Consider the following 23,118-nt stretch of genomic DNA (forward strand, 5'->3'; position numbering starts at 1 on the left):
ACTACATCGAGCGGTTCTATAACCCCCGACGGCGGCATTCGACGCTGGGCTATGTCAGCCCAGTGGCGTTCGAGGAGCAGATGCGATTAGCTTAGGTGCGTGTCCACGAGACCGGCAGCAGCTCAGTCGCCATGGACCAGGTGAGAGGTAGCGCCCATGCGGGGCGCTACCGGTTTTTTGTTTGAGTACGGCGATCACTGGATGAGAAAAGTCTCCACGGGAACGCCGGCGTCGACTTTGGTCTGTAGCCAGCTAGGAAGCTTTCCGCGGCCGCTCCACTCCTCGCCGGTCTCAGGATCGCGGTACTTCGGGCGGTGCTTTCGCTTCTCTTTCGGCTTGCGAGGCTGACGTCCGCCGAAGAGGTCGATGAGTGAGAGACCCTGAGCGTTCGCAATGAGAATAAGCTTCTCCTTCAAAGCTTGAAGCTCTGCATCGCCGCGGCCCGCAAGCTCCTGGTCGACGCGCTGCTTGAGGAAAAGCAGTTCGTCGTAGGTCATGAGCTCGATGGGGGCTTCAGCGTTCTGCTTCTTATTCCCCCACATCGGTGCTCTCCTCGCCGGCGTCATCATCGTCAGCCTCTACTTCGAGGCTCTCGATCTCATCCTGGATGCACTCGCGGATGAGCTCGGGATCGTCGTCTTCGGTGAGCCCGAGATGGTCGAGGATCGTCGAGTAGTCGGGCATGTTCCGGTAGTCGTCGCCTTCCCAGGCGAGCGCCTTGCGGAGTAGTTCGAGGATGTTCATGGGTACCTCCTGTGTTGCTACAGAGGCTTCCCATCTATGCCAGGGGTCGCGCGCTGTAACCGTGCCAGGAACGCAGCAGCGATGCGGAGTGTCAGCTGATGAGCTGCAGGGCGGGAAAGATTAAATTTGCAAGAGAACGGCCTCGCTGATGCGAGGCCGCAAGATCAGAGGAACTTGATCGGGAACTTCAGCGCTGGCTCCATGCCTTCTGCGTATCCGCAGTAACCGAGGAGCTTGCCTTCGGGATCTCGTAGCGGGAAACATATACGCCCCCGCATGATGCCCTTCGGTGCGAACCCTATGCCGAGACGCACCGCCTGCTCTTTCGAGAGGCCAAGAGCCTGTACGGCTTCATGATCGGCCAAGAGGTAGTCGAGGCCGCCTTCCGGCAGTTTGGTGGCCTGAGGGGCTGTTTGGGGCGTCTGGAAGGCTTTTTGTAGCTCTGCCGCGGCGTCTTGCGGCTTCAACTGATGCACCTTGGCAACGAGTTCGATGACGTCGCCGCCTCTGGGCCACCTGCGCCGGCACTCGTTCGCGAAGCAGAAGAACCTGCCGCACGTGCCATCCTTGTTGATGAAGTCTGGCGTGATCGTGAAGAGGCGATCGCCGCCTTCAATCGGGCATGCACCGCGCAGTTGCCCGTTGGTCATCCGTTTGAGATCCAGGCCGAGCCATTCAGCGACGGCTTCAATACTGAGCTCGCGCTTGAGCTCAGCGAAGTCAATGAACTGGGACATGTGGATACCTCCTTTGCGAATGTCCGTATACTGACTGTATCATAGGCAAAGCAGGGTCTTTTGATCGTGGGTGGACAGCAGAAGGGTACGATGACTGTGTAGCGTCTATAGCGCGGAGCGCAGCTTCGGCTTGAGCCTTCTGCCGCCCACTCATGAGTTCGAAGGTGGATGGGGGAGAAGTAGGGAGGGACGGACGTGAGGCTTCTAGAGCCGAGACCGGATTAAAAATGACCTGGGTCGCTTCGCTGAGACGTATCTCGGCTTTCCCCACCCGCCTTCGAATAGTTCGTTGCGCGGGTTTCAAAGGAGAGCCTGAGATGGCTACGAGGACTGTTAGCAAGCAACCCGTCGTCGAAGACCAGGGTACCGAGGAGCGGCAGGGTCGCGATCCTGACTTCACCGTACTTCTTCGTCAGCAGCCTGAACGCGGCGTGGACGGCAAGCTCTACCGGAGCAAGAACATGACCCCGGTGGGCGTGGCCTGGCGCAGCGAGAAGATCGACGAGAAGACAGGCGAGATGGTCGAGTACATCGGCGTCAAAGCCCACATCAAGTTCGAGGTCGGCGAGGAGGGACTGCTTCTTCGCACGTACCGCAAGCGCTCCGACGCGGCGTAACGCGTCAACCCCGGCAATTCGTTGTCGGGGTTTTTTCGCGCCAGCTACCATCGCGGAATTGTTCAGCGGTGCGCCGCGCGAGGAAGCGGTCATACCCCGAAGAGCCGCGCATGATAATAAGCGGCGTGGGTTGTACCGCGACGAGGCGGCGGTAGCATCGGTCAGCGATGCGGCTTATCGGAGAGTGTGTGGAGATAGAAGGGGGGGTGCCCCGCCCGCTCCCATGCACCGGTGAAGAGCGTCTGGTCAGGTTTCGGTGCAGCTTCGGGCGAGCCGAGGACCGGGATATGGCGGAAGCAGAAAAGCGCCGAGCCTTTGTTATCGGTGGCTTGCATGATGATCTTCTTCATCTCTTCGATTTTACGTTGTGAGCGCGTGACCACGAGGACCATGAGCGATGTCTTCTCGCCGAAGATGGGACGGTGCGCGTTGGCTCGCGTGATGGAGCGATAGCCGAGGAAGGTTTTGAGGAACGAGGTGTGCATCAGGTTCGAGGCGCCGGATTGCTTGCGGTTCTCGGCCTCGACGGCAAAGCCGACCGCCTCGCTGCTGGCCTGGTCTTTGAGGACGAAAACGCCGTCGGGAATGAGCTTGTAGCTTTTGCGTTCGAGGCGATCGTCGAAGCGGTATCCGATGTCGGCTTGCATGGCAAATGGCACTTCGCTGGTATCCAGATGTTCTGGCTGCATGTGTTCGAGGACCTCGTCCCAGGAGAAAAATCGGTGGGTGCCGAATTTCTGAGCAGCAAGCTCAATGGAAGCTGTAGTGGTTGAGATCATTACAGCGTGCGGCAAGTTCACCATCTCGCGCATGCGCGCCTTTTGTTGGAGCGGGTTTTGATACTCGCCGATGAGACCTGCTTGGCGCAGGATATCCTCTCCCTTCTCGCCAAGATCGTAGAGCTCGTCGCGATAGAGCGGATTGATGTACCGCCAGTTCGGGCTGATGCGGTGGATGAGGTGGGCGTTCTCGCCAGCAGTCTCGTGATAGAGCTTGGTGAGGCGGTTGCGCCCCGCGGTGTAGCTGCCGCCTCGGAAGGCGAGAAGATACGCGGTAGGGAGTTTGCCGTGCCGATAGAGCGGCAGGAGGATGCGGCGGACGTCGAAATCAGGTGAGAGGGCGATATTGACGCCGGTCTTCTTGCGCCGAGTTCGCGACCTGCGTTCGGTGACTTGGATCTCCATACATTTGGGTTACGCAGTCGGTACGATGGTGTCGACGTGCGCGGTACGCAGTCACGTTGCTGCGTGTTTGTGGATGAGCTGCGATGCGGAGACGTTCACATTTTCGTGCGAGATCACCCTCTGACTGTATCACACCCTACTCCCAAGGCTTGCGCTTGATGGGGATATCAGAGGCCGGCGGTAGCGGCGCGGCAGGCGGCGGCGGAGTGTGCGGAGCCGGAGCCGGAGCGCCGAACCGCTCGGCATTGCGCCGGCGCATTTCGCGACGGTTCTCTTCTGGCATAGTCGGCTGTTTTTCGAGCGTGCCGAAGGGTATTGAAAGCGCAACCGCGCGCGGCGTCATGCTGCGCACATAGCAAGCGAACTGCGTCTCCGACTGCGTTTTGCGCATCGAGCGGATGAAGTCGGCCGTGGTGTACATCTCGCGTGAAAGCATCATGGCATCGTTGTAGCCGACGGGACCAGCGACCTTGATCGCTGTGTTGCCGTTGACGGCGGCTTTTACCTGGGGCGGCATCTGCTCCAGGTACTGCGTGGCGAAGAGGAGGCCGAGACCGTACTTGCGGGCCTGTGAGAGGATGCGCTCGGTCTTCGCATCGAAGTATTCGGACGCCTCGTCGACGATAAGGAGTGAGAGGTGGTTGGAAGGTCCACGCTCGTACGCGGCGGCGAGGCACTGCGCGATCATAAAACGGCCGAAGACGCCGGAAGCTTCCTGACCGAGGAAGCGCTGTGAAGTGTTGACGAGCACAATCTTCTTTTCGCGCAATGCCGTGAGTGCATTGAAGCGGTTCTCTCTGGCGGCGAACATGCGTGTGAAGGTGGGATTGCCGAGGATAGTGTAGAGGCGCCGCGCGATCTGCGTGCGTGTAGGTACCATCGACTTGTCGAGGAACTGGTGAGCAAAGAAGTCTTGGGTGATGCGGTCGAGCTTTGAGACGTGCTGGAGAAGGTCACTGTCCTTTCCCGCTTCCATGAGATCCTTGAGGGTCTCAATGGTGGCGCCAGGAATGACGCGCATGAGCTTCAAAAGGTACGTGACCGCAGTGCCTTGTTTGGCGGTGAGCTCGCTGTCGATCGCGGTGAAGAGGTAGTTGAAAAGTTCGTGCTGCTGGGCGTCGTAGTCGGCGCCGGTGCCGAGTTGGAAGAAGTTAAGCGCCGGGGGCATCGCATCCTCTGGGTCCAGGATGACGAGACGGTCTTTGAGCGCGCCATCGAACACCGCAAGCCTTTCGATCCGCCGTAGCATGTCGCCTTGACTGTCGAGGATGAACATGCCGGGAGGGTCGGGTTCTTTGAGAAAGCCAGCTATGAGGGCCTGAAGCGTCTGCGTCTTGCCGTGGCCTGAGGGGGCGAAGACGGCTGCGTGCTCGGCATAGAGTTGGCGCGGGATAGAGAATGGAACTGGCGTCGAGAGGAAATCGGCAAACGGCGTGCCGCCGAGATATGCCTGGATGAGAGCATCTGGCGGCAGGGTCGATTGGCCCGGTGGGATGATCTTGTGCGGCGAGCGCTTGAGTTGCTCGGGGGTCAGGTTCGATGCTCGCAGGATGTTGTAAGCGATCGCATTGCGAGTGTGAAGGAAGGCCAGCGATACCGCATGGTCTTCGTATGCTGCCTCATTAACGATGGTGCCTACGATACCTTCGACGGTCTGGCGCACGTCGACGAGCGCGTGAAGTGGGACGGTAAGATCGGCTTCGTCGGGCAGCTTCGGCAGCTGGTGGAGTATGAAGAGGAGGATGAGGCAGACGGTCTTGCCGAAGTGATCACGGATCGTACTCTCATAGGTGAGGTACGGCTCGATCGACTGGAGAGATTGGCGCTGCTGCGCCTGAGCGGCCGGGTCGCGCTCTAGAGTGCTTGGGAACTGGAAGTACAGTTTGTTTTGCGCGAGAAGCGAATGGATGGTGGCGGCGTACGTGGCGCACACGTTGCCGCTCTTGTGGGTGTCATCATGTATCGAGCATGCGTAATGCACGCATAGCTCTTCGAGATAGTTGTCGTCATGGTAACGTGACCGCTTATAGAGGGCTTGCAGCCGACGGTACTGCTCTTGCACAGTCTCATGGGGTTGGCGGAACAAGCGATGCGGTCGTGATGGATAGAGCGCGATATTGTCGGCAGTCTCGCGCAGCAGGCTCTCGATGAGCAACGCGTAGCTTAACGGTGCGCGTCGAGCCATTCCGCAGCCTTATCTTTCCCCTTGAGAATGAGTCCCATGAGGATGAGGAAGGTGAGGCATCCAGCGACACCGATCCAGTTCTGGATGTAGATGTTGACGCCCGTTGCGATGATGAGGCCCCAGGCGAAGAGGCGCTGGATGATGCGTACTGTGCTGTAGGTCTTGCGTGCGATCTTGAAGCTGCCGGCTATGACGCGCTCGCCCTTCGAGATGTTTTTCGCGCGCAGGAGCGTCTTTTCGTAGTCGATGTTCTCGGGTTCCAGGGCGACTGCCTGCTGCAGTGCTCGGATGGCGCCTTTGTAGTCGCTGTCGAGCGCGAGATTGCCATAGGCGTAGTGGAACGGGGCCGCGTGCGGAGCTATTGCAATGGCTTGCTTCAGTATCTTCAGTGATTTCTTCGGGTTGTGATTGAAGCGTGCGATTGCCTCCATATGCAGCGTGGCAGCCTTGAGTGCACCGGGTTCGAAGAGCTTACCTTCTTCGTCTGTAAATGTGGCAGTTGGATCGTTGCTTTGGGCGATCGCGATCTGCTTAGCGGCGAGTGTGGAACTCTCTAGAAGGTCTATTGCATAGCTGGTGTCTTCGAGGGCGCGATAGGGCTGGTCGTGGTCGAAGATGAGGGAGTGCGCGAGCTTGAGTGCTGATTGAGCGGCGCGTCCTTGTTCTGGGGTTGGCGGTGCTCGTGCGGGAAGTGGATTGAGAGAAGTAATCCGCGCCTTCACTCGCGTGAAGAAACTCGCAGTCTGGAGTTCTGGCTCGTGAGGGATCGGTGGAGGACCGTCAAGGTAGACGAAGCGCTGCCAGCGCTCGCGTAGGTGATACTTCTTCGCAAGCTCGTAGCTTACACCTAGAGCGAGCAAGCCGAGAAAGGCTGTTGCGCCTGCCTTATATATCGGCGACGCGAAGACCGCGTCTGCAGCCGGTCCGATGTCTTTTTTGAGGCGGCTGAGCAGTTGTACAAAAAGCTCATATGACGTCGGTTTGTGCTGGGCGAGAGGTGTCGGCGGCGGTGGAGCTTGAGGCGTTGGCGCAGCGGCGAGTGGCTTCGGTTCTTCCTTCCTTATGGGGTCGCTGAGGATCGTGATCCCGTCGAAATTTTTGCGACCGCTACGGGGGATGTCGCAGGTGCTATTGTCGCAGACGAGGGCCGTTTCGTGAGGAGCGTATGCTTTAGCATCGCACATTGTGATCTTTATCGTGCAGTCGGGGCTTTGGTTGAAGCATTTGGTTCGGGCGGCGGCGGTGGCTGTGTTGAGAGTAGGTCCCTTCCCGGTCCAGAAGGCACCAGGCGAAAGGGCAACTGCATAACAGCCGGAAGTGACGACCTCCAGGACGCGGCAGCTTCGCGCTTTCTCTTGACAAGCGGCGAGTGCTTTGGTGCGTGCGTCCGTGAGATTGGAGTTCGTGGCGAGGGCGAGAAATGCTGCGTCGTCTGTGAACCCCATGACGGTGACCGTGTCCGCGAGGGTGGACGCGAAGGGAGCGACTGACAGTAGAAGAGCCAGGCAAATATGGCGGAACATTTGAGTGCACTCCGGTGATAGTTGAGGGTGACGTCTGCGATGGATTGATGTCAAGAGACGTTCAGGGGCCGGAGCGTCAGGAGATCGCTCGCTCTACCTCGGCAATGTACTGATTGGTGTGGGGTGCATAACCGGCGTATTTTGCGAGTATTTCAGCGTCATCTATGAGTGCGTGGGATGCTTGCTTGTCCTTGATGAGCAATGCGGCCTGGCGGAGGCGTAGTGGTAGCTCACCGAGGAAATTGATACCGGCGATGAGGCGGTTCTCGCGGATAAGGGTGATGTGAGCGTCGCGTCCGTAGAAGCCGAAGTCGGGGATGACGAGCTGTCCCTTAAACTGGTTGATGAGCAGGATGCCGAGGACGAGGGCGTCGAAGTCGCCAAGCTCGGCGCGGTCGATTTTCGCGAGGATGACGGAGTTGTGGCTGAATGAAAAGTTCGTCGGATTGCAAAGGACACGTTTGAGAACAGGCGACGCGAGGATATCGTCGATCATGCCCCGCACTTCTTCGGTGCTCTGGATCTTGTCGAAGCGCCGTGTAGTGGTAAAGGCGTGCAAAAGGGCGCGTCGGCCGTTGCGAACGGTGAGCGTGTTCTCGCCTTGGGGGGAGATGGCGTAGAGCGCGTCGGCCAGGTCACGGGCGCGCTTGTAGTCGATGTTGTGCAGTGGGTTGAAGCTGTGCTTCGTGATATCGAAAACCCGCGCGCCGGGGATGCTGGGGATCGTATCGTTGAAATATAGAAAGCGCCGACGTGCCGGAAGCGGTATGTGCTTGTTGAGACCGATGCGCAGCTTGTTCATGGCGGAGGATGCGACGGGTAGAGCCTTCTGTCGTGAGGATGCCCGAAGATTGATCTCCGCCGCAAAAAAGAGCGTGCCCGCTTCATTGTAGCAGGAAGAAAGGTGCGGCCGGCATCGTGCCGTGGATGGTGCCGCCCAGTCCGTCGTCGCTAAGCGCGACCTCTTTTCCGCATCCCGAAGTCTGAAGCGATAGCGACATGACGGAGTGGACCGACTGCCTCAAGCGCGGTAGCGCGGCCTTCGACTGGTAGGGAGAAGGTGAGGCAGGAGGGGAAAAGAGGTCGCGCTTTTTAAGCGCGCGGACTGTGGCGGTAAGGTGTTGAAATGTAATGCTTTTTCGCGTTTTCGCGGGCATGATACAGAGATTATAGCTGTATCATAAGAGGTGCCAGGGCCCTTGATGCGCAAAGGCCCCGGTGTGGAGCCGGGGCCTGGCTTCCTCTTACGAGGAGGCGGCAGCGTCTCGTCGAGAGATGCGCTCCTCGAGCCACGCCATTACTTCCTGCTCGATCCACCCTACCCGGTTCGCGCCGAGCCGTACCCGCTTGGGGAATTGGCCTGCTTGTTCCAGACGGGCGATGTGCTGCATCGAGTAGACGACGTAGTCCTTGAGCTGCTTCTTCGAGAGGATCTTCATTGCAGTCACTCCTTTTGAGGGAGCGATTGCAATCGCTTTCCCAGGTTTGCGCCCGGTCGAGCAGGTATGAGGCTAGCGGAAAAGCAGTGTGTCGACAATATTCACACTGCTGAACATACCTTCGCAATGTATGCGTCGTACTTCTCCATCGCCTCGCGCATCTCTTTTTGCCACCGGTACCGATTGTAGATTTTGGCGATCGGGGTCAGCGTACCGGTCTTATGGTTGAGGAGCGCCTCCGTCACATGCGGAGGCGTCCCGAGGGATGCGTGAATGGTGGAAAAGGTGCGGCGCAGGTCGTGCAAGGTCCAGCCGGTCACTCCACTCTTCTTATCCAGAGACGCCTTGAGCTTGTTCCAGCCTCTTATCAAACCGCCAGTCTTGCTGGAGGGGAAGAGGAGGGCAGAATTTGGGGATGAACCTTTTGCAGGCACTTCAGCGGAGCGGGTTGAGGGCTGGATTTTTTCGGCCGTTTGTGTCGAAGAAAGAGATACCAGAAGAATTGAATTGGCGAGAGGAGATAGAGGAATAGTGTGCTCCTCGCCGTTCTTGGTGATGTGCGGGGGGAAGGTGATAGAATGCGGCAATGGCTGATCGGTATGTAGCGTAATCCAAGCGCTTTCAAGCGCCGCAATTTCGCTGCGCCGCTGCCCAGTGAGCATGAGCATCCGCACGATCTTGCCGAAGCTGTCGTTTTCGCAGGCCTGCCAGATGGCTTTTAGCTCTGCGTCGGTGAGGGTGCGCTCACGGCTTTTCTGCTTCGCCTGTGAGAGCCGCTGGCAGGGGTTGGTTTCAAGGTCGTGACGCGAGATGCACCATGCGAAGAAGGCGCGGAAAGAAGCGAGCGCTTGGTTACGAGCAGCGGGAGTGAGCTTAGAGATTAGGTCGCTCAATCGCTGTGCGGTCTGATCGGAGAGCCGGCCCGACAGCCGTGACAGATGGCGCTCGTAGTATGCCCTGGTGGAGGGGCGTACATGGATGTCGGCCAAATACGCCTTCACAGCGTCGTCGGTGGTGCGGGATGAGGGAAGGATTGCGCGCAGCGTTTTCTGCGCTCGGAGACGCCGTGCGGCCTCTCTGGCGTCTGCTAGCGAGACTTCCCCGAAGCGTCCGATTGTATGACGTTTGCCTGAGCCGAGCATGACGATGAACGTCTTCGCGCCGCCGTGTGAGATTCGGAGTTTGAGGGGCGAATTCTCGTCGTCGTACGTGACCTGCCCGGTCGGTGGAAGCGGTAAAGCTCTGATAGATACGTCGGTGAGGCGAGGCATCTCCGAGGCACCAGAAATTGTGAGTAGAGGGGTGGAAAGATGAGTAGCGAGACGACGTGAAAATGTAAATATATCAATTTGTTATGTGTGCTGGTGAGCAGGAGGGAGAAGGGGCGAGAAGGCGGTGAATTAGTATTCGTAATGACGGGGTCGGGGGTTCGAATCCCTCTTGCGGCACCATTCTTTTCAAGCTTTTCACGGCTGCGTCGGTTCTACGCTGGCCTGCAGCGGACGATTTCAACCAGTTCCGAAAAGAGCCTTCACAGCGCTTGCCAGGTACTCTGGGCTGTAAGCTGCGTAGCGCTCCGTCACCGCGCGCACCGCTTGCCTGCGCTGTGACCCAGTTGAGCTGACACCTCCCCCAGGGCGCGACACCGCGTTTCCGCATCCATCGCGCAGCCGTATGGCTGAAGCTGTACGAGGGTTGCGGGCCTTACTGGCCGCCGGGTTCGAGAGTGATCGTCACCGCGCTATTCGCAAGGGACTTGGAGCGTCTTTCCGATCTCCGCAAAGTACCTCGAGCAAAGCTCGCGCGCCGCTGGCTTGGGTGGAGTCTTGGTTCCGCGGCTCGCCGGCGCGGTCGCTGGCGACACCGGCTTCGGCAGGTCCGCGGGCTTGGCCGTCGCCTCATCCGCCGGCGCTTGAGCCTCTCCGCCATTGCACGGGCCGAGGAGAGTCTGCTCCGTGAGCTTGCCGTAAAAGTCGACGTGCAGGTGATAGCGCTGACCGTCGCGGCAAGCATCGAGCTTGAACGGGGGCTTGGTCCTCTGGAACTCGAGCTGCTCGTAACCCTGCTCGGTCAGCTCGCGACGCACACGCTCGACGCCGTGGGCATAGGCAGGGGTGGCCCAACCCAACGCAACGAGGACCAAAGCTGCGGCGGCCGAACTTGCTCGTACATTAGCCATGAGTGGCAGCCTTTTGACACTATGTAGTAGCGGCGCCCGGCAGATGTAACCGGGTGGCGCATCCTCCTTGCCCCAGTACCGGTTTCTGTACCTCCGCTACTCACATGGCACTTGGACCGTTTTTCCAATGTTCGCGAAATACCGGGAACAAAGCTCCTTCGCAGGCGGTTTAGGTGTCTCCTTCTCGGCCGTCGATTTGCCTATCGGCTCTCCGGGGGGAGCGCTCTCAGATCGGTTCAGCCTCTCAAGACCGCGTTGGGCAATCTCGATATCGGGCTGGATCGACAGGGCGCGTTTGAAGTGCGTCACGGCCTCCTCGTTGCGGCCCTCACTTTCCGCGACCAGGCCTGTGACTGCGATTACGAACGGATTGTTTGCAGCAAGCTTCAGGGCTGCATCTGCGTCAGTCTTGGCCTCAGCCGGGCGCCCCTTCTGCAAAAAGGCCCGAGCGCGCTCGCTGAGGATGACGGCGCGCTCGCTGGGGAGAAGAGTTCGCTGCGCCGGCGAGTCGAGAACCTGCGAAAAACCGTCGATGGCAGCGTCATATGACTTGGCTGCGTGGCTGGCGCGAGCACGTAGGAGGAGCAAGTCGGTGTTATTGGGCTCGTAGCGCAAGGCCTGGTTGGAATCAGCGAGCGCCTGTTGCGCATTGCCATCGCCCAGGTGGGCCAGGGCGCGGCCCCGCAAAGCGCAGACGGAGTTTGACCGCTGTTGCAGCGCACTTGTGAAGTCGGCGATTGCATCCGGATACTTTCGGTACCGCCATAGGACCTCGCCTCGCTGGCAGTAGTACTGCGGATTATCCGGTTCAAGGGCAATAGCCAGGGCAAGATCCTCGATGGCTTGCTCGTATTGCCCCAACAGCTTCCGCGCCGCTCCGCGATTGCCGAGCGCTGTCGCCTTGGTTTGGGAATCCAATTCGCGATTCTCGGATAGGCGGGTGCAAGCCGGAATGGCCACTTCTGGGTTGGCCGTATCTGCACACTGGCTGGTGTCTATGGAGGCGCCGCGCGTAGGCGCGGCTTCCTGCGGCGCGGTCGCATCTCGCGTCGATGACCCACTTTCACTGCACGGCCCGATCGCGGTCTTTTCCGTAATCTTACCGTAATAGTCCACGTGCAGGTGGTAACGCTGGCCGTCGCGGCAGGCATCGAGCTTGAACGGGGGCTTGGTCCTTTGGAACTCGAGCTGCTCGAAACCTTGCCCAGTCAGCTCGCGGCGAACACCCTCGACACCATGGGCGCAGACTGAGGTCGTCCAGTCCAATGCAACGAAGACCAGAGCTCCGACAGCAAAGCCTGCTTTCACAAGTGCCATGAGCGACAACCGCAAAAGCCAACACAAACAACTATATCACCCCCTCATCTAAACAAGACGTATTTGATGAGCGCAGCAATTGCGAGCACCAGGATAAGTAGTCCGATCCAGCTCCCAATTCCCATCCCCCACATCATCCACCCGTCGGCCATGTCATGCATGGGGGAACCTCCGAACTCGGCTCTAGCGTACGTCGAGGGTGTGCACCGATAGCCTGCTCAAGCTCATCGAGAACCAGGTAAAGATAACAACGTCGATCAACGATGCCATCGTCGCCTGGACCATGACGATGACCTGAAAGACCGAGAGCAGATTTGCGCCGCGCATCCAATCGACAAAGGCGTAAACCACTACAAAGAGAGGCAAGAGGGAGATCAGGATCTCGATCATTGCGTGCGTGACGCCGCTGCGCGGCTGAGCCAGGATGGCACGCGCCTGCAGCGCGACATAAAGCAGAGCGATGACGCCGACCCATGAAACGTGCCACATGGCCGCATCCACCGTTTGCAGCTCTGGCGAATGGCCCCACCAGAGCACGTACCACAGCAGTCCGGCGAAGATGATCGGCGCACCGTGATTGAGCAGGAAGGCTAATGTGCCGTGCGATCGCCGCGCGGAGACGTCTTCTGGCTTATTCGGAGGAACGGTCATGATCATGCCCTCACGTCCGTGCGCCAGCGGGGCCCGACAGGCGGGGAATAAAACCCGGCACCTCGAGGGCGTACTGCCGGTAGGCGTCGCCGAACTCTGTGATCGCTTCGCGCTCCTCTTGGTGCGCGAGACGGACATACATCCACACCAGCACCGGGAACATGAGCAGGGTGAGGATCGTCGGCCACTGCAGCAGGAAGCCGAACATCACCATGATGAAGCCGACGTATTGCGGATGGCGCACGTAAGCGTATGGACCCGTGGTCGCCAGGGCGTGCCTCTTCTGCGCCCGGTAAAGCACGGACCACGCACTCGAAATGAGAAAGAAGCCGCCGCCGATGAAAGCAAAACTTAGAAGGTGGAATGGCCCTAAGTGCGGGTTCGCTTTCCAGCCGAACAGCATCTCCAAGAGATGGCCGGCATCATGCGAGAACCAATCAATGTCCGGGAACCAGGTCTGCAGCCATCCCGACAGAAAGTAGATGGTGAGCGGAAAGCCGTACATCTCGGTGAACAGCGCGACAATGAACGCGCTAAAGGCGCTGAAGGAGCGCCAGTCGCGCGGCGTATTCGGCTTGAAGAAGGTGAAGGCGAAGAAGATGAAGATCACGGAGTTGATAATCACGAGGCTCCACAGTCCATAAGCCGGTGCTTGCTCAGTCATGACTTCTCTCCTTCCGATCTATCCCAGCTTTCAGTCGAGCCTCATTGATCCGAACCGGCCTGGCCACTTGGGCGGCGCCCGTGGCCACCATGGCCTCCGTGTCCGCCGTGGCCGAAGATGTGCAGCAAAGGACAGGCCAGGACCAGCAGCCACAGCCCGATGCCGAGGATGTGCGCGCGATGCTCACTCACCAAGAGGAATCCGCCGATAAGCAGGAGCGCGAGCCACACGATGAATGTTCGCGACCCCCAGAAGCTTTCTTCCGATGACGGCTGCCCTTCGTGATGGGTGTGTTCGTGATCTGTCATGTTGGAGCTCCTTATTGCGGCTCATCCTCCGGCCGCACCTGCTATGGCTGGCTTGACCGCTGACCACGAGGTCACAAGCCCCCATTTGCGTGCGAGCGCCTGGACGGGAGCAAAGCCAGCCTCGTGCAGGTAAACCGGTACATGGCCGCGCAGGTTGGACGTAGCAGAAGATATGAACAGCAGCGGCCAGACCAGTAGCCACCACAGCGCATTCGCCGGCCGATCTATATCGACCGCAAGCAGTCGCCCGCCGTCCCTCAGAACGCGGTAAACCTCGCGCACACCAGTGCGCTTCGCCTCAGGTGGCAAGTGATGCAGCATGAAGCTCGAGAGGACGACGTCGAACGATGCATCCGCATAGGGCAGCGCCTCGATGGCGGCGAGCCGAAACGTTGCCAAGCTCCCTTCCGACGCCGCGTTCTGCCGTGCTGCCGCGATCATAGCCGCACTTGGATCGATGCCCGTCGCATGCCCGGAAGGCCCGACCGCAGCGGCAGCGAGACGCGTGAGCAGACCCGTGCCGCAGCCCACGTCGAGCACGCGGTCGCCGGTTGCGATGTTGGCGAGACGCAACGTTTCGAGCCTGAAGTCTTGCCCGATGCCGAGGTTCGAACACAACGCATCGTAGAACGGAGCGGCCCAGCCAATGGTGACGCCCTCGGTGTGCACCGCCGCCTCGTCGATGGCACGCCGCGACTGATGCCCAACCCAGAGCGCCCACGCCATCGAGATCAGGCAGCCCAGCAATAGGAACCCAAGAAGGACGGTAAGGAGCGAGGGACCGGAGGCGATGAAGGCAAGCGTCGCCAAGGCGGCCATGGCCATGGCACACAGCACCATCGTATTGCGGCGTCGGATAACATTGCTCCTCATGGCATTGCTCCTAGCGGCGTTGCTCCTTGGGCAAGCTTCATGCGCTTGAGCAGCGCAGAGTTGACAATGACCGATAGCGAGCTCAGAGCCATTGCCGCGGCAGCGATGATCGGGTTGAGAAAACCGAAAGCCGCTACAGGAATCGCCACGGTGTTGTAGAAGAAGGCCCAAAACAGATTCTGCTTGATCTTCCTGAGCGTCGCGCGGGCGATGCGGATTGCCGTAACGACGTCGGAGACCTTGTCTCGTACCAGGATGATGGAACCCGTTTCCTTCGCCACGTCCGAGCCCGAGCCGATGGCAATGCCAATGTCCGCGGCGGCGAGCGCAGGCGCGTCATTCACTCCGTCACCCACCATGGCGACGGTCTCATCCTGGCTCTGCAATTCTTTGATGATACGGACCTTATCGCCAGGCAGGACTTCCGCGAACACGCGGTCTATCCCAAGTTCGCGTCCGATGGCATTGGCTGTGCGCTCGTTATCACCGGTCAACAGAGCCACCCCGACCCCATCGTCGCGCAAAGCTGCCACGGCCTCTACTGCGTCAGGCTTCAATGTGTCCGCGACAGCGATGATGCCAGCGAGCTGCCCATCGATGGCGAGTAGCATCGCCGTCTTCCCTTCCTGCTCGAGGCGCCTCATTTCGGGTTCGGCTTGGCCGGCGTCGACACCCTCCTGCCGGAGCAAGCGCCGGTTGCCGAACAGCACCTTTCGACCATCGATCATTCCGCATATGCCATGTCCCGCCACGGCCTCGAAATCCTTGACGCTGGGTAGCGCAAGCTGACGGTGCTGCGCCGCGCGCACTATGGCTTCCCCAAGAGGATGTTCGGATCCCACTTCAACGGCCGCGCAACAGCGCAAAAGCTCGACGGGATCGTTGGTCCCGATGGGCACAATGTCGGTCACGTTGGGCTCACCCCGCGTGAGCGTCCCAGTCTTGTCGAACACTACCGTGGTGATCTTCCTGGCGCGCTCCAACACCTCTGCCCCGCGGATCAGGATACCCGCCTCTGCACCTTTTCCGACGCCCACCATGAGCGCCGCCGGCGTCGCGACACCAAGCGCGCAGGGACAGGAGATGATCAGGACGGCAATGAATGCGAGCAGCGCTTGCGGGAAGTTGCCGACCGCCCACCAGCCAAAGAAAGCAACGAAAGCGACGATAACGACCGCCGGGACGAAATACGCCGTTACCTGGTCCGCGATCCGCTGCACCTGCGCCGTGCTCGACTGCGCCTCTTCAACGAGCTTGATAATCTGCGACAGTGCCGTATCCCGACCAACGCGCGTCGCGCGAAAATGCAGCAGGCCGCTACGATTGAGCGTGCCGCCTATAACTTTCGCACCGCGCACCTTCTCGACGGGCATCGATTCGCCTGTGAGCATGGACTCGTCGACCGATGACGACCCTTCAACGACATCTCCATCGGTTGGAATGCGCTCGCCGGGACGGACGACAATTGTTTCGTCCACCATGATCGATTCAGCGGGGATCTCAATTTCTTGACCATCGCGGAAGACGTGCGCCACAGCGGGCCTCAGATCCATCAACTTGCGCACCGCCGCAGATGAGCGCTTCTTGATGATCTCCTCCATGTATTTGCCGAGCAAGACGAACGCGATGATGACGGCAGAGACCTCGAAATAGACGTCACGTTCCTCGACCTTCACCGGCAGCACTTCGGGAAAGAAGACGACGGCGACGCTGTAGAGGTAGGCAACGGTGGTTCCCAGCGCGATCAGGAAGTCCATATTGATCGAGCGCGTACGGATCGCTGCGATGGAGCCCTTATAGAAGCTCCACCCCCCGATGAACTGCACCGGGGTCACCAGAATGAACAGCCACACACCCCACGTGAACCATGGAAGCGCCGGGATCGGCGCCCAAGTGATCAGCGTAGCGCCGGCCGCCAGTGCGATGAACGCGGCCGCGCGCAGGATGGCGAGTGCGAGCACTCCCGTGAGCGCGATCGTGACGCGCCAGCGCATCGATTTGAGTTCACGCTCGGGGTCCTCGAAGGTGTGCTTACAGGTCGGGCTGCAGAAGTAATACGTCCGCCCGCTGGACTCCGCGGTTAGGCCAGCTGCAATTGCGGCCGTCTTCTCGACCATCATTCCGCATATTGGATCCTTGGCGAGCTCTTTGCGCGGCCCGATATGCTCTCGCGCGGCAGGTCGCGAGTCATCGTCGGCCTTTGGCTGCTTCGCAGACTGCGCGCCGGCATAGGCTTGCGGGTTAGCCTTGAACCTGGCCACACAATGGGTCGAGCAGAAATAATACGTCTTGCCCTTGTACGTTGCGGTTCCAGCCGCTTTGTCCGGAACGACTGTCATGCCGCAGACAGGGTCCATGACCTCTGTTGTGGCCTTAAGCATTGCGGTCACTCACGAGCAACTAGATTGTATATCCAGGCGAAGATCGCACCAGCTATGAACCCAACCAATGCGAGGCCTATCAGGCCGCACAGAAAGCGGATGAGGTTGAAGGGCTGCGTCGATTTGATTGGGTTCAAATCGAGCCCGTGCGCAAACGAGTTGAAGAATGCCACCACCCCATCCGGCCAGATCGCGACCGCCACCGCACAGAGCGTGTTGAGAACGGCGAGCGTGATGGCGGCTGCTATGCCAACTGAAGACGGACTGAGCGTTTCCATAACCGGTCTCCCTTTATCACGCGAATTCGCGGCCGGGTGGGGCCTCGCAGATCTCCTTTCCGCAAGCAGGGGCTCCGACTGGGATCACCTTCATCTCCGTCAGTGAAAGACCATGCCTGCGACGTGGAAGCCCGCATCCGCGTGCACGATCTCGCCAGTGATCGAGGCAGCATAGTCACTGGCGAGCAGTGCCGAGACGCGTCCGACTTCGCACGCGTCGATCGCACGCCGCAGCGGGGCCTTGGCAGCGGCCTCGCTGAGCAGCTCGTCAAAATGCTCGATACCGGAGGCGGCGCGCGTCTTGATGGGGCCGGCCGAGATGGCGTTGACGCGAATGTCCTTGGGCCCGAGCTCGTGGGCAAGGTAGCGAACCGAGGCTTCCAGTGCGGCCTTGACGGGGCCCATGACATTGTAGTGGTCGACGACTTTCTCGGCCCCGTAATAGCTGAGCGTGAGAAGGCTGCCGCCATTCGTCATCAGGGGCTCGGCGAGTCGCGCCATGCGGATGAAGGAGTGGCAGGAGATCAACATCGATTCCGCGAAGCCATCCGCCGAGCAATCGACGAGCCGGCCATGCAGATCTTCTTTGCGTGCCCAGGCAATGGCATGAAACACGACGTCGATGCGTCCCCACTTCTGCCTGACGGCATCAAACACGGCCTCAAGTTGTCCGGGGACGGCGACGTTGCACGGCATCAGTATCTCTGCGCCGAGCTCGGCGGCGAGCGGCGCGACGTAAGGTTTGGCCTTGTCGTTCAAGTAGGTCATGGCTAGGTCGGCTCCCGCGCCGCGCAAGTGCTTTGCTGCCCACCATGCGAGACTGTCCGCATTCGCCACGCCAACGACCAGCGCCTTTCGTCCCTTGAGATCGATGACTTCCATTCCGTGCGATCCTGGTTCCTTTGAAGGGGCATGGCGAGCTCGTCGAGCATTCTTTATACGCGGCTATTGCCCCTGCTTCTTGAGCCACTCCTGCAAGCCGGCGATCTCTGCCTCATTCGCCTTGACGACGTCTTCGGCGGCCTTCTTGACCTCCGCGTCCTTGCCGAACGCCAGCACGACCTTGGCCATGTCGACCCCGGCTTGATGGTGCGCGATCAGGCGTTTGGTGAAGTCGATATCGGCATTGCCTGAAAATGGGAGCACCATATCCTGGTTCATCTTGTTGATGATCCCGTTGAAGGCTTGGCTCGCGGGACCTGTATCGCCCTGGGGCTGCATGGCCATGCCACCGCCCATCATCTTGCCATGCATCTCCTGCATCATCTTCATCATGGGCATGTCCTTGCCGCCCATCATGCAGCCCATGCCGCCCATCTTCCCGCCCATGCCATCCTTCTGCATGGGAGCGGAAGCCTCGGGTTGCGCCTGCTGCGCCGGAGCGGCAGGTGCTGCCCCACCTTCAGGGTGGTGACCTTCGTGCCCGGATTGGGCGAAAGCCCCTGTCGTCGCGGCCAAAACTAGACCCGTGACTGCCATCGCTACCGATAACCGCTTCATCGCCTGCATAGTTCAATCTCCCAGATAGATGCAGTCGTCGAACCTCAACAACATGCTCGACGCGTACGCCTGCGGGCCCTCGTGACAACCAATGCTCAGCCCCTAGGAAGATGCACGGCCCCCAAATAGACGGCCGCGATCGCGAAGATGAGCGCGAGAATTGCCGCCGCGACGAAGCCAATTCTCCTGAATGAGCGCTTGCTCTCCGCTGCCTGCAGCCGCTCTATCAGCGTCTGGTACACGTGCTCTGTCATCGCAGCCTCCTGTCTGCTTTGAACAACTCCGCTGCGTCGCGGCGTTACATCATGCAGCCCATCGAAGTGAGAACCTCATCCGCCCTCTTCTTCTGATCAGGCGCCAGTGCGGCATAGAGTGCGGCCAGCGGCGGCTTGATTACCTGGAGCGCTTTGACCCGCGCTTCCATTGCCGTTAGATGCATATCGAGCCGCTCGACCGGGGTCATGTCTGACACGCGGCCCTTCATTGTCTGCCGCGTGTCGTGCATGCTTTGAAGATTGGCCCTCAATGCGTCGGCATATGCATTCCACAGCTGCCTCTGGGCGTCAGTGATGGCCAGCTCTGCCTCGAGAAAGGCCATGCGGCCTTCAGTGAATGACGGCATGTCCTCACTGCGCATCATACCGCCCATCATGGGGCAATTGCCGTTCATTATTCCCAACATCGGGCCGACACCTCGCATCATGTGCCACGGATCGTCGAGCGCCTGCTGGGCAGACGTGGTCGGCGGCCGATGATGAGGGGCCAAAGGTTCTTGTGCGAGTGCTCCGGAGATCGCGGCGACCAGCAGGCCCGCAATCGCCGTTGCTGTCGAGACACGGTTTGCAGCCTTGGTCATATCCATTCTCCTGTGATGGGCGGAGCGCCAGCTACTTGCTCGACTTACCGCTCCCGCAACAGCACGGATCGCCGGCCGAGTGGTGGGAGTGCTCCGCCTTGGAACCGGCGGTCGGATTGACTTTCTCCTGCGTGGCCGATTGCGCCTTCTCGTCTTTCAGGAGACCGCCACCGCAACAGCCCTGCTTCTTCGGCTCGTGTGAGGGGTGTTCGTGAGGGTGCGCGCTCTTCGACATGTCCGTCTCCTTATTTCGAGATATGATTCCAATCAGGTTGACATCAGCAGCCATGGCGGTGCCGTCGACCTTCTTCCGTAGGGGTTGTGTCGCTATGTGCGGCGTGCGGCGTCGCACCCGCCGTTGCCGGCAGTGGCTGCCCGTCGCGAGAGAGCTCCGCGTCGCGCCGGCCGCGTCCGTGCTCATGACCACGGCGCCCCCGGCCATGCCCATGTCCGCCGTGGCCGAACGTGTGCAACGCGAGAAACACGAGGGCGAAGGCGATCCAGGTCCAGTTGTTTGCAATCCATTCCATCGTCTTGTTCCTTTCTCTCGCTACGTCGGTCCACCCAATGCGATCGGACCTCCGGGGCTCGGGCTCGTCACTCGGCCGCGATTGGCACGCTGGGTCGCTGTGTATCTCTGGCCGCAAGCGCTGCTTCGCGGGCGGCGATGTAGTCGCGCGTGAGGGGGACCGCGTCCTGTTGTTTGGCGAGCTGAATTTGGAACACCATCAACCCGCAGTGTCGGAACGCGCATTCGCAGGCGGCGAGATAGAACTCCCACATGCGGCAGAAACGCTCGTCATAGAGGGCCTTGGCTTCCTCCCGCCGCGCAAGAAAGCGCTCGCGCCAGGCCCTTAGTGTCTCCGCATAGTGGAGACGCAGGATCTCGATGTCGGTGACGATGAGACCAGCGCGTTCGACAGCAGGCAAGACCTCGGAAAGCGCCGGGACATAGCCGCCGGGGAAGATGTACTTCGCGATCCAGGGATTGCAGGCACCGGGACCGTCCATGCGGCCGATCGAGTGGAGCAGCATCACCCCGTCGTCGGCCAGGAGCTCCGACGCCTTATTGAAAAAGGCACCGTAGTAGCCGACCCCCACATGCTCGAACATGCCGACCGACACGATGCGGTCGAAGGTGCCTCGAACCGCGCGGTAATCCTGCAGGCGGAAGCTGATACGGGATGCAAGGTTGCGTTCCCGGGCACGCGCATTGGCGATTCCCAGCTGCTCCTCGGAAAGGGTGACGCCCGTCACCTCGGCGCCGCAGAGGTCGGCGAGATACAGCGCGAGGCCGCCCCATCCGCAACCGATGTCGAGAACACGCTGACCCGGCTCGACGAGGAGCTTGGCAGCGATATGCCGCTTCTTGGCGAGCTGCGCCTCAGCTAGGCCCTGATCCGGCCGTTCGAAGTAGGCGCAGGAGTACTGCCGATCTGGATCGAGGAAGAGATCATATAGGCGTCCGTCGAGGTCATAGTGGTGCGCGACGTTTTGCTTGGCACGACGCGCACCGTTGCATTGCTCGAGACGTCGGAGCGCGGTGCGCAGGCGGGTGCGGGCTTTGGCGATCCCGTGCGGCTCCATCAACTTGAGGTTCGAGGCGGCAAGGGAAATCACATCATAGATCGAGCCCTGTGTGACGACGAGGCGGCCATTCATGAAGAGCTCGCCGAATGCGAGCGCGGGATTAAGAACGAGCTGCCGGACAGCGCCGCTATCTGCGAAACGAATGGCGAGCATGTTGCCGGTACCGTCGCCGACCGTGAACCGAGACCCTGACGCGTCCTCGACCTCGAGGGCTCCGTGTTGCACGACCTGCTTGAGAAAGGCGCGAAGTAGCAAGCTCATCTCACTCTCCGTAGATTGTCGCGAACGTGCGCTCCTGGGCTGCGTCACGCAGCCTGCGCGCACTCTCCCAGAAGGCTGATATGTGCTCGATAAGTTGCCGCTCCTGTGCCATGAGCGGATGATCATCAGCCATCGGATGGCGACCCTTGGCGACTGCGTCGGCCAGCACCGCAAACGCGCCCATCCACGGCACGAACGTCTCCGACCAGAGATAGGTCTTCGTGCGCATCGGGTGCAGCCACTGCATGGACAGTGCGAGCCAAGGGTTGGCGACGGCCTTCACCCATGGGCTCATGAACGTGCGGTAGAGCGTCTCATTGAACTCCGAGACGTTGCGCACGTTCTCGAACGACTTACGCGGATAGTCGAACTGCAGGTCCTCGATCTTGCGCGGATCGAAGCGCACCGAGTACTGGTCGCGCCGGCAATCCGGGTCACCGGTCGGATTGTCGATCTTCATCTCAAAGAGACCGGGAGCGAGAGCCTCGATATCGGCGAGATTCTCAAGAATTGCGCGGTGCTCGAAGCGGGCGACGCTAGCCGAGACAAAGATGCCGAGATGCCCAACGTGCGGATTAGTCAGGTAGACGATGCGCTGCCCTGCCTGCTTGAGGGCGTCGGTGCTCTCGTAGACGGCAGGAACCCATCCCAGCGCCTGGTGCGGCGGAGTGATGTTGTCGCCATAAGACGCGAAGACGACGAGCGGGCTCTTGATCTTGGTGAGATCGACCGTGCAGTGTTCGTCGATCCGCAACTGCCCCTGCTCGAGCTTGTTGCCGACGAACAGGTCCTCGACGATGGTGACGATCTCCTCGCCGCTCAATCGGTAAAAGCCGTTCCACCAGCGCTCGAAGTCGAGGAAGCGATCACTCTCGCCGTCGATCTTGGTGAAAAGGTTCGCGTACTTGTCCCAGATGGCGTTTCCAGGTTTGAGGCTCTCGAAGTTCTGCACCAGCCAGGCACCGTCGAAGCGATCCTGGTTGAGGTCGGCCAGAAAGTGCGCCAGCCATACACCACCGGAGAATCCGCCCAACACGCGCATCGGGTTTACACCCGGCTCACCCTCCCAATAGGACAAGGGTGAGCCATTGAGCACCGTCGGGCCGACCGATCCAGGGCAATGCGCCGACAAGAGCGTTGCCGCCCAACCGCCCTGACAATTGCCGTAGAGCACGGGTGCCTTGCCAACATGGCGAGCCGCGACCTCCTCGACGAAGCGGCGCAGCGCGCTGAGCACGTCGGCGAGCGTTTGATGCGGGCAGGGCTCGGGGAAAAAGACCACAAAATACACGGGGTGGCCGGTGTGCAGCGCCACGCCGACCTCCGACTCGCGCTTGAAGCCGCCCATGCCGGGGCCATGCCCGGCGCGCGGATCGATGACGATCACCGGCGGCTTGGCCGGATCGACGCAATCGTCCCAGCAGTCCTCGCCAACTTCGGTGATGCGTAGGAGCGCGTAGTTCACCGGGCGCTCGAACTGCCGTGCGTCGAGAAGTGTCTCGTATTTGAAATTGAGCAGCGGCGGCAGGCCGGCACGCTCGTGGTCGAGCATGTTGTTGGCGCGCCGGCGCAAGGTGTCGAAAAAGAGGATCGTGCGCTCCAGCACATCTCGCTGGTAAGCGAGGTAATCGAGGGGTCCAACTTCCAGGGCGTTGCGCAGTTTTGCGGGGAGCTCCTCTTTTCCACTCGCCTTGCCGTGCGGTCGGTCGCGACCGGGCCGAGCGGGCGGAGTGGTGACCGAGCGACTCCTGGTCGGTGCCGATAGGACAGGATCGCGCGACGTCACCAGCGGCTTCGTTGTCTTCTTCAGATTATCTTCCGCCATGGTGCT

26 protein-coding genes are annotated in these 23,118 nt (G+C 60.3%); 2 read left to right on the forward strand and 24 right to left on the reverse strand.

Annotation, left to right across the window (positions count from 1 at the left end):
- Positions 1-95 (forward strand): IS3 family transposase (locus tag F9K20_RS21240; protein WP_367238097.1); only part of this gene is annotated, 95 nt, incomplete at its 5' end.
- A 99-nt stretch (positions 96-194) separates the two neighbouring features.
- Here the strand turns inward: F9K20_RS21240 and F9K20_RS03360 are convergent.
- The 3 genes from F9K20_RS03360 to F9K20_RS03370 form a co-directional block, all read right to left on the reverse strand.
- Positions 195-569, reverse strand: coding sequence for an H-NS histone family protein (locus tag F9K20_RS03360; RefSeq protein WP_290997415.1), 375 nt, complete (start codon positions 567-569; stop codon positions 195-197).
- The gene (locus F9K20_RS03365; RefSeq protein ID WP_290997416.1) at positions 529-744 is read right to left on the reverse strand and encodes a hypothetical protein; all 216 of its coding nucleotides are present in this window, start codon (positions 742-744) and stop codon (positions 529-531) included. Before F9K20_RS03365 ends, F9K20_RS03360 begins: the two co-directional genes overlap by 41 nt.
- Positions 745-908: 164 nt before the next feature.
- Positions 909-1,481, reverse strand: coding sequence for a hypothetical protein (locus F9K20_RS03370; protein ID WP_290997417.1), 573 nt, complete (start codon positions 1,479-1,481; stop codon positions 909-911).
- Positions 1,482-1,798: 317 nt separating this feature from the next.
- Between F9K20_RS03370 and F9K20_RS03375 the strand changes: the two genes are divergently transcribed.
- Positions 1,799-2,098, forward strand: coding sequence for a hypothetical protein (locus F9K20_RS03375; RefSeq protein ID WP_290997418.1), 300 nt, complete (start codon positions 1,799-1,801; stop codon positions 2,096-2,098).
- A gap of 161 nt (positions 2,099-2,259) precedes the next feature.
- Here F9K20_RS03375 and F9K20_RS03380 read toward each other — a convergent pair whose 3' ends face one another.
- The 21 genes from F9K20_RS03380 to F9K20_RS03480 form a co-directional block, all read right to left on the reverse strand.
- Positions 2,260-3,282, reverse strand: coding sequence for a replication-relaxation family protein (locus tag F9K20_RS03380; RefSeq protein ID WP_290997419.1), 1,023 nt, complete (start codon positions 3,280-3,282; stop codon positions 2,260-2,262).
- Positions 3,283-3,418: 136 nt separating this feature from the next.
- Positions 3,419-5,467 carry a DUF87 domain-containing protein gene (locus F9K20_RS03385; RefSeq protein ID WP_290997420.1) on the reverse strand — a complete coding sequence of 683 codons (2,049 nt, stop codon included), beginning with the start codon at positions 5,465-5,467 and terminating at the stop codon, positions 3,419-3,421.
- Positions 5,446-6,990, reverse strand: a complete 1,545-nt coding sequence (locus tag F9K20_RS03390) for a DUF4189 domain-containing protein (RefSeq protein WP_290997421.1) — start codon at positions 6,988-6,990, stop codon at positions 5,446-5,448. The genes F9K20_RS03385 and F9K20_RS03390 overlap by 22 nt, the downstream gene beginning before the upstream one ends.
- Positions 6,991-7,066: 76 nt before the next feature.
- Entirely contained in the window at positions 7,067-7,792 is a 726-nt protein-coding gene (locus tag F9K20_RS03395) for a hypothetical protein (protein ID WP_290997422.1), read from the reverse strand.
- Between the two features lie 442 nt (positions 7,793-8,234).
- Positions 8,235-8,429 carry an AlpA family transcriptional regulator gene (locus F9K20_RS03400; protein WP_290997423.1) on the reverse strand — a complete coding sequence of 65 codons (195 nt, stop codon included), beginning with the start codon at positions 8,427-8,429 and terminating at the stop codon, positions 8,235-8,237.
- A gap of 101 nt (positions 8,430-8,530) precedes the next feature.
- Entirely contained in the window at positions 8,531-9,700 is a 1,170-nt protein-coding gene (locus F9K20_RS03405; protein ID WP_290997424.1) for a tyrosine-type recombinase/integrase, read from the reverse strand.
- A gap of 470 nt (positions 9,701-10,170) precedes the next feature.
- Positions 10,171-10,608, reverse strand: coding sequence for a hypothetical protein (locus F9K20_RS03410; RefSeq protein ID WP_290997425.1), 438 nt, complete (start codon positions 10,606-10,608; stop codon positions 10,171-10,173).
- Positions 10,609-10,704: 96 nt separating this feature from the next.
- Complete coding sequence (locus F9K20_RS03415; RefSeq protein WP_290997426.1) at positions 10,705-11,925, reverse strand: tetratricopeptide repeat protein; 1,221 nt, start codon at positions 11,923-11,925, stop codon at positions 10,705-10,707.
- Between the two features lie 183 nt (positions 11,926-12,108).
- Positions 12,109-12,582, reverse strand: coding sequence for a hypothetical protein (locus F9K20_RS03420; RefSeq protein WP_290997427.1), 474 nt, complete (start codon positions 12,580-12,582; stop codon positions 12,109-12,111).
- Between the two features lie 4 nt (positions 12,583-12,586).
- Positions 12,587-13,240, reverse strand: coding sequence for an isoprenylcysteine carboxylmethyltransferase family protein (locus F9K20_RS03425; RefSeq protein ID WP_290997428.1), 654 nt, complete (start codon positions 13,238-13,240; stop codon positions 12,587-12,589).
- Between the two features lie 41 nt (positions 13,241-13,281).
- The gene (locus tag F9K20_RS03430) at positions 13,282-13,548 is read right to left on the reverse strand and encodes a DUF2933 domain-containing protein (protein WP_290997429.1); all 267 of its coding nucleotides are present in this window, start codon (positions 13,546-13,548) and stop codon (positions 13,282-13,284) included.
- Between the two features lie 21 nt (positions 13,549-13,569).
- Entirely contained in the window at positions 13,570-14,421 is an 852-nt protein-coding gene (locus F9K20_RS03435; RefSeq protein ID WP_290997430.1) for a class I SAM-dependent methyltransferase, read from the reverse strand.
- The gene (locus F9K20_RS03440) at positions 14,418-16,802 is read right to left on the reverse strand and encodes a heavy metal translocating P-type ATPase (RefSeq protein WP_367115794.1); all 2,385 of its coding nucleotides are present in this window, start codon (positions 16,800-16,802) and stop codon (positions 14,418-14,420) included. Before F9K20_RS03440 ends, F9K20_RS03435 begins: the two co-directional genes overlap by 4 nt.
- A gap of 5 nt (positions 16,803-16,807) precedes the next feature.
- Complete coding sequence (locus tag F9K20_RS03445; RefSeq protein WP_290997432.1) at positions 16,808-17,080, reverse strand: DUF5676 family membrane protein; 273 nt, start codon at positions 17,078-17,080, stop codon at positions 16,808-16,810.
- A gap of 99 nt (positions 17,081-17,179) precedes the next feature.
- Positions 17,180-17,962 (reverse strand): enoyl-ACP reductase FabI, encoded by a 783-nt coding sequence (gene fabI, locus F9K20_RS03450; protein ID WP_290997433.1) that lies wholly within the window; start codon positions 17,960-17,962, stop codon positions 17,180-17,182.
- 63 nt (positions 17,963-18,025) lie between these two features.
- A complete protein-coding gene (locus F9K20_RS03455; protein WP_290997434.1) occupies positions 18,026-18,589 on the reverse strand; it encodes a DUF305 domain-containing protein in 564 nt (187 codons plus the stop codon).
- 86 nt (positions 18,590-18,675) lie between these two features.
- Positions 18,676-18,834, reverse strand: a complete 159-nt coding sequence (locus tag F9K20_RS03460) for a hypothetical protein (protein ID WP_290997435.1) — start codon at positions 18,832-18,834, stop codon at positions 18,676-18,678.
- Between the two features lie 44 nt (positions 18,835-18,878).
- Positions 18,879-19,436 (reverse strand): Spy/CpxP family protein refolding chaperone, encoded by a 558-nt coding sequence (locus F9K20_RS03465; RefSeq protein ID WP_290997436.1) that lies wholly within the window; start codon positions 19,434-19,436, stop codon positions 18,879-18,881.
- A 31-nt stretch (positions 19,437-19,467) separates the two neighbouring features.
- Positions 19,468-19,671, reverse strand: coding sequence for a hypothetical protein (locus tag F9K20_RS03470; protein WP_290997437.1), 204 nt, complete (start codon positions 19,669-19,671; stop codon positions 19,468-19,470).
- A 362-nt stretch (positions 19,672-20,033) separates the two neighbouring features.
- Positions 20,034-21,287 (reverse strand): cyclopropane-fatty-acyl-phospholipid synthase family protein, encoded by a 1,254-nt coding sequence (locus F9K20_RS03475; RefSeq protein WP_290997438.1) that lies wholly within the window; start codon positions 21,285-21,287, stop codon positions 20,034-20,036.
- A gap of 1 nt (position 21,288) precedes the next feature.
- Positions 21,289-23,112 (reverse strand): DUF3141 domain-containing protein, encoded by a 1,824-nt coding sequence (locus F9K20_RS03480; RefSeq protein ID WP_290997439.1) that lies wholly within the window; start codon positions 23,110-23,112, stop codon positions 21,289-21,291.
- Between the last annotated feature and the right edge of the window lie 6 nt (positions 23,113-23,118).

The organism is Hyphomicrobium sp. (genome assembly GCF_009026145.1).
In the GTDB taxonomy this organism is placed as follows: Bacteria; Pseudomonadota; Alphaproteobacteria; order Rhizobiales; family Hyphomicrobiaceae; genus Hyphomicrobium_A.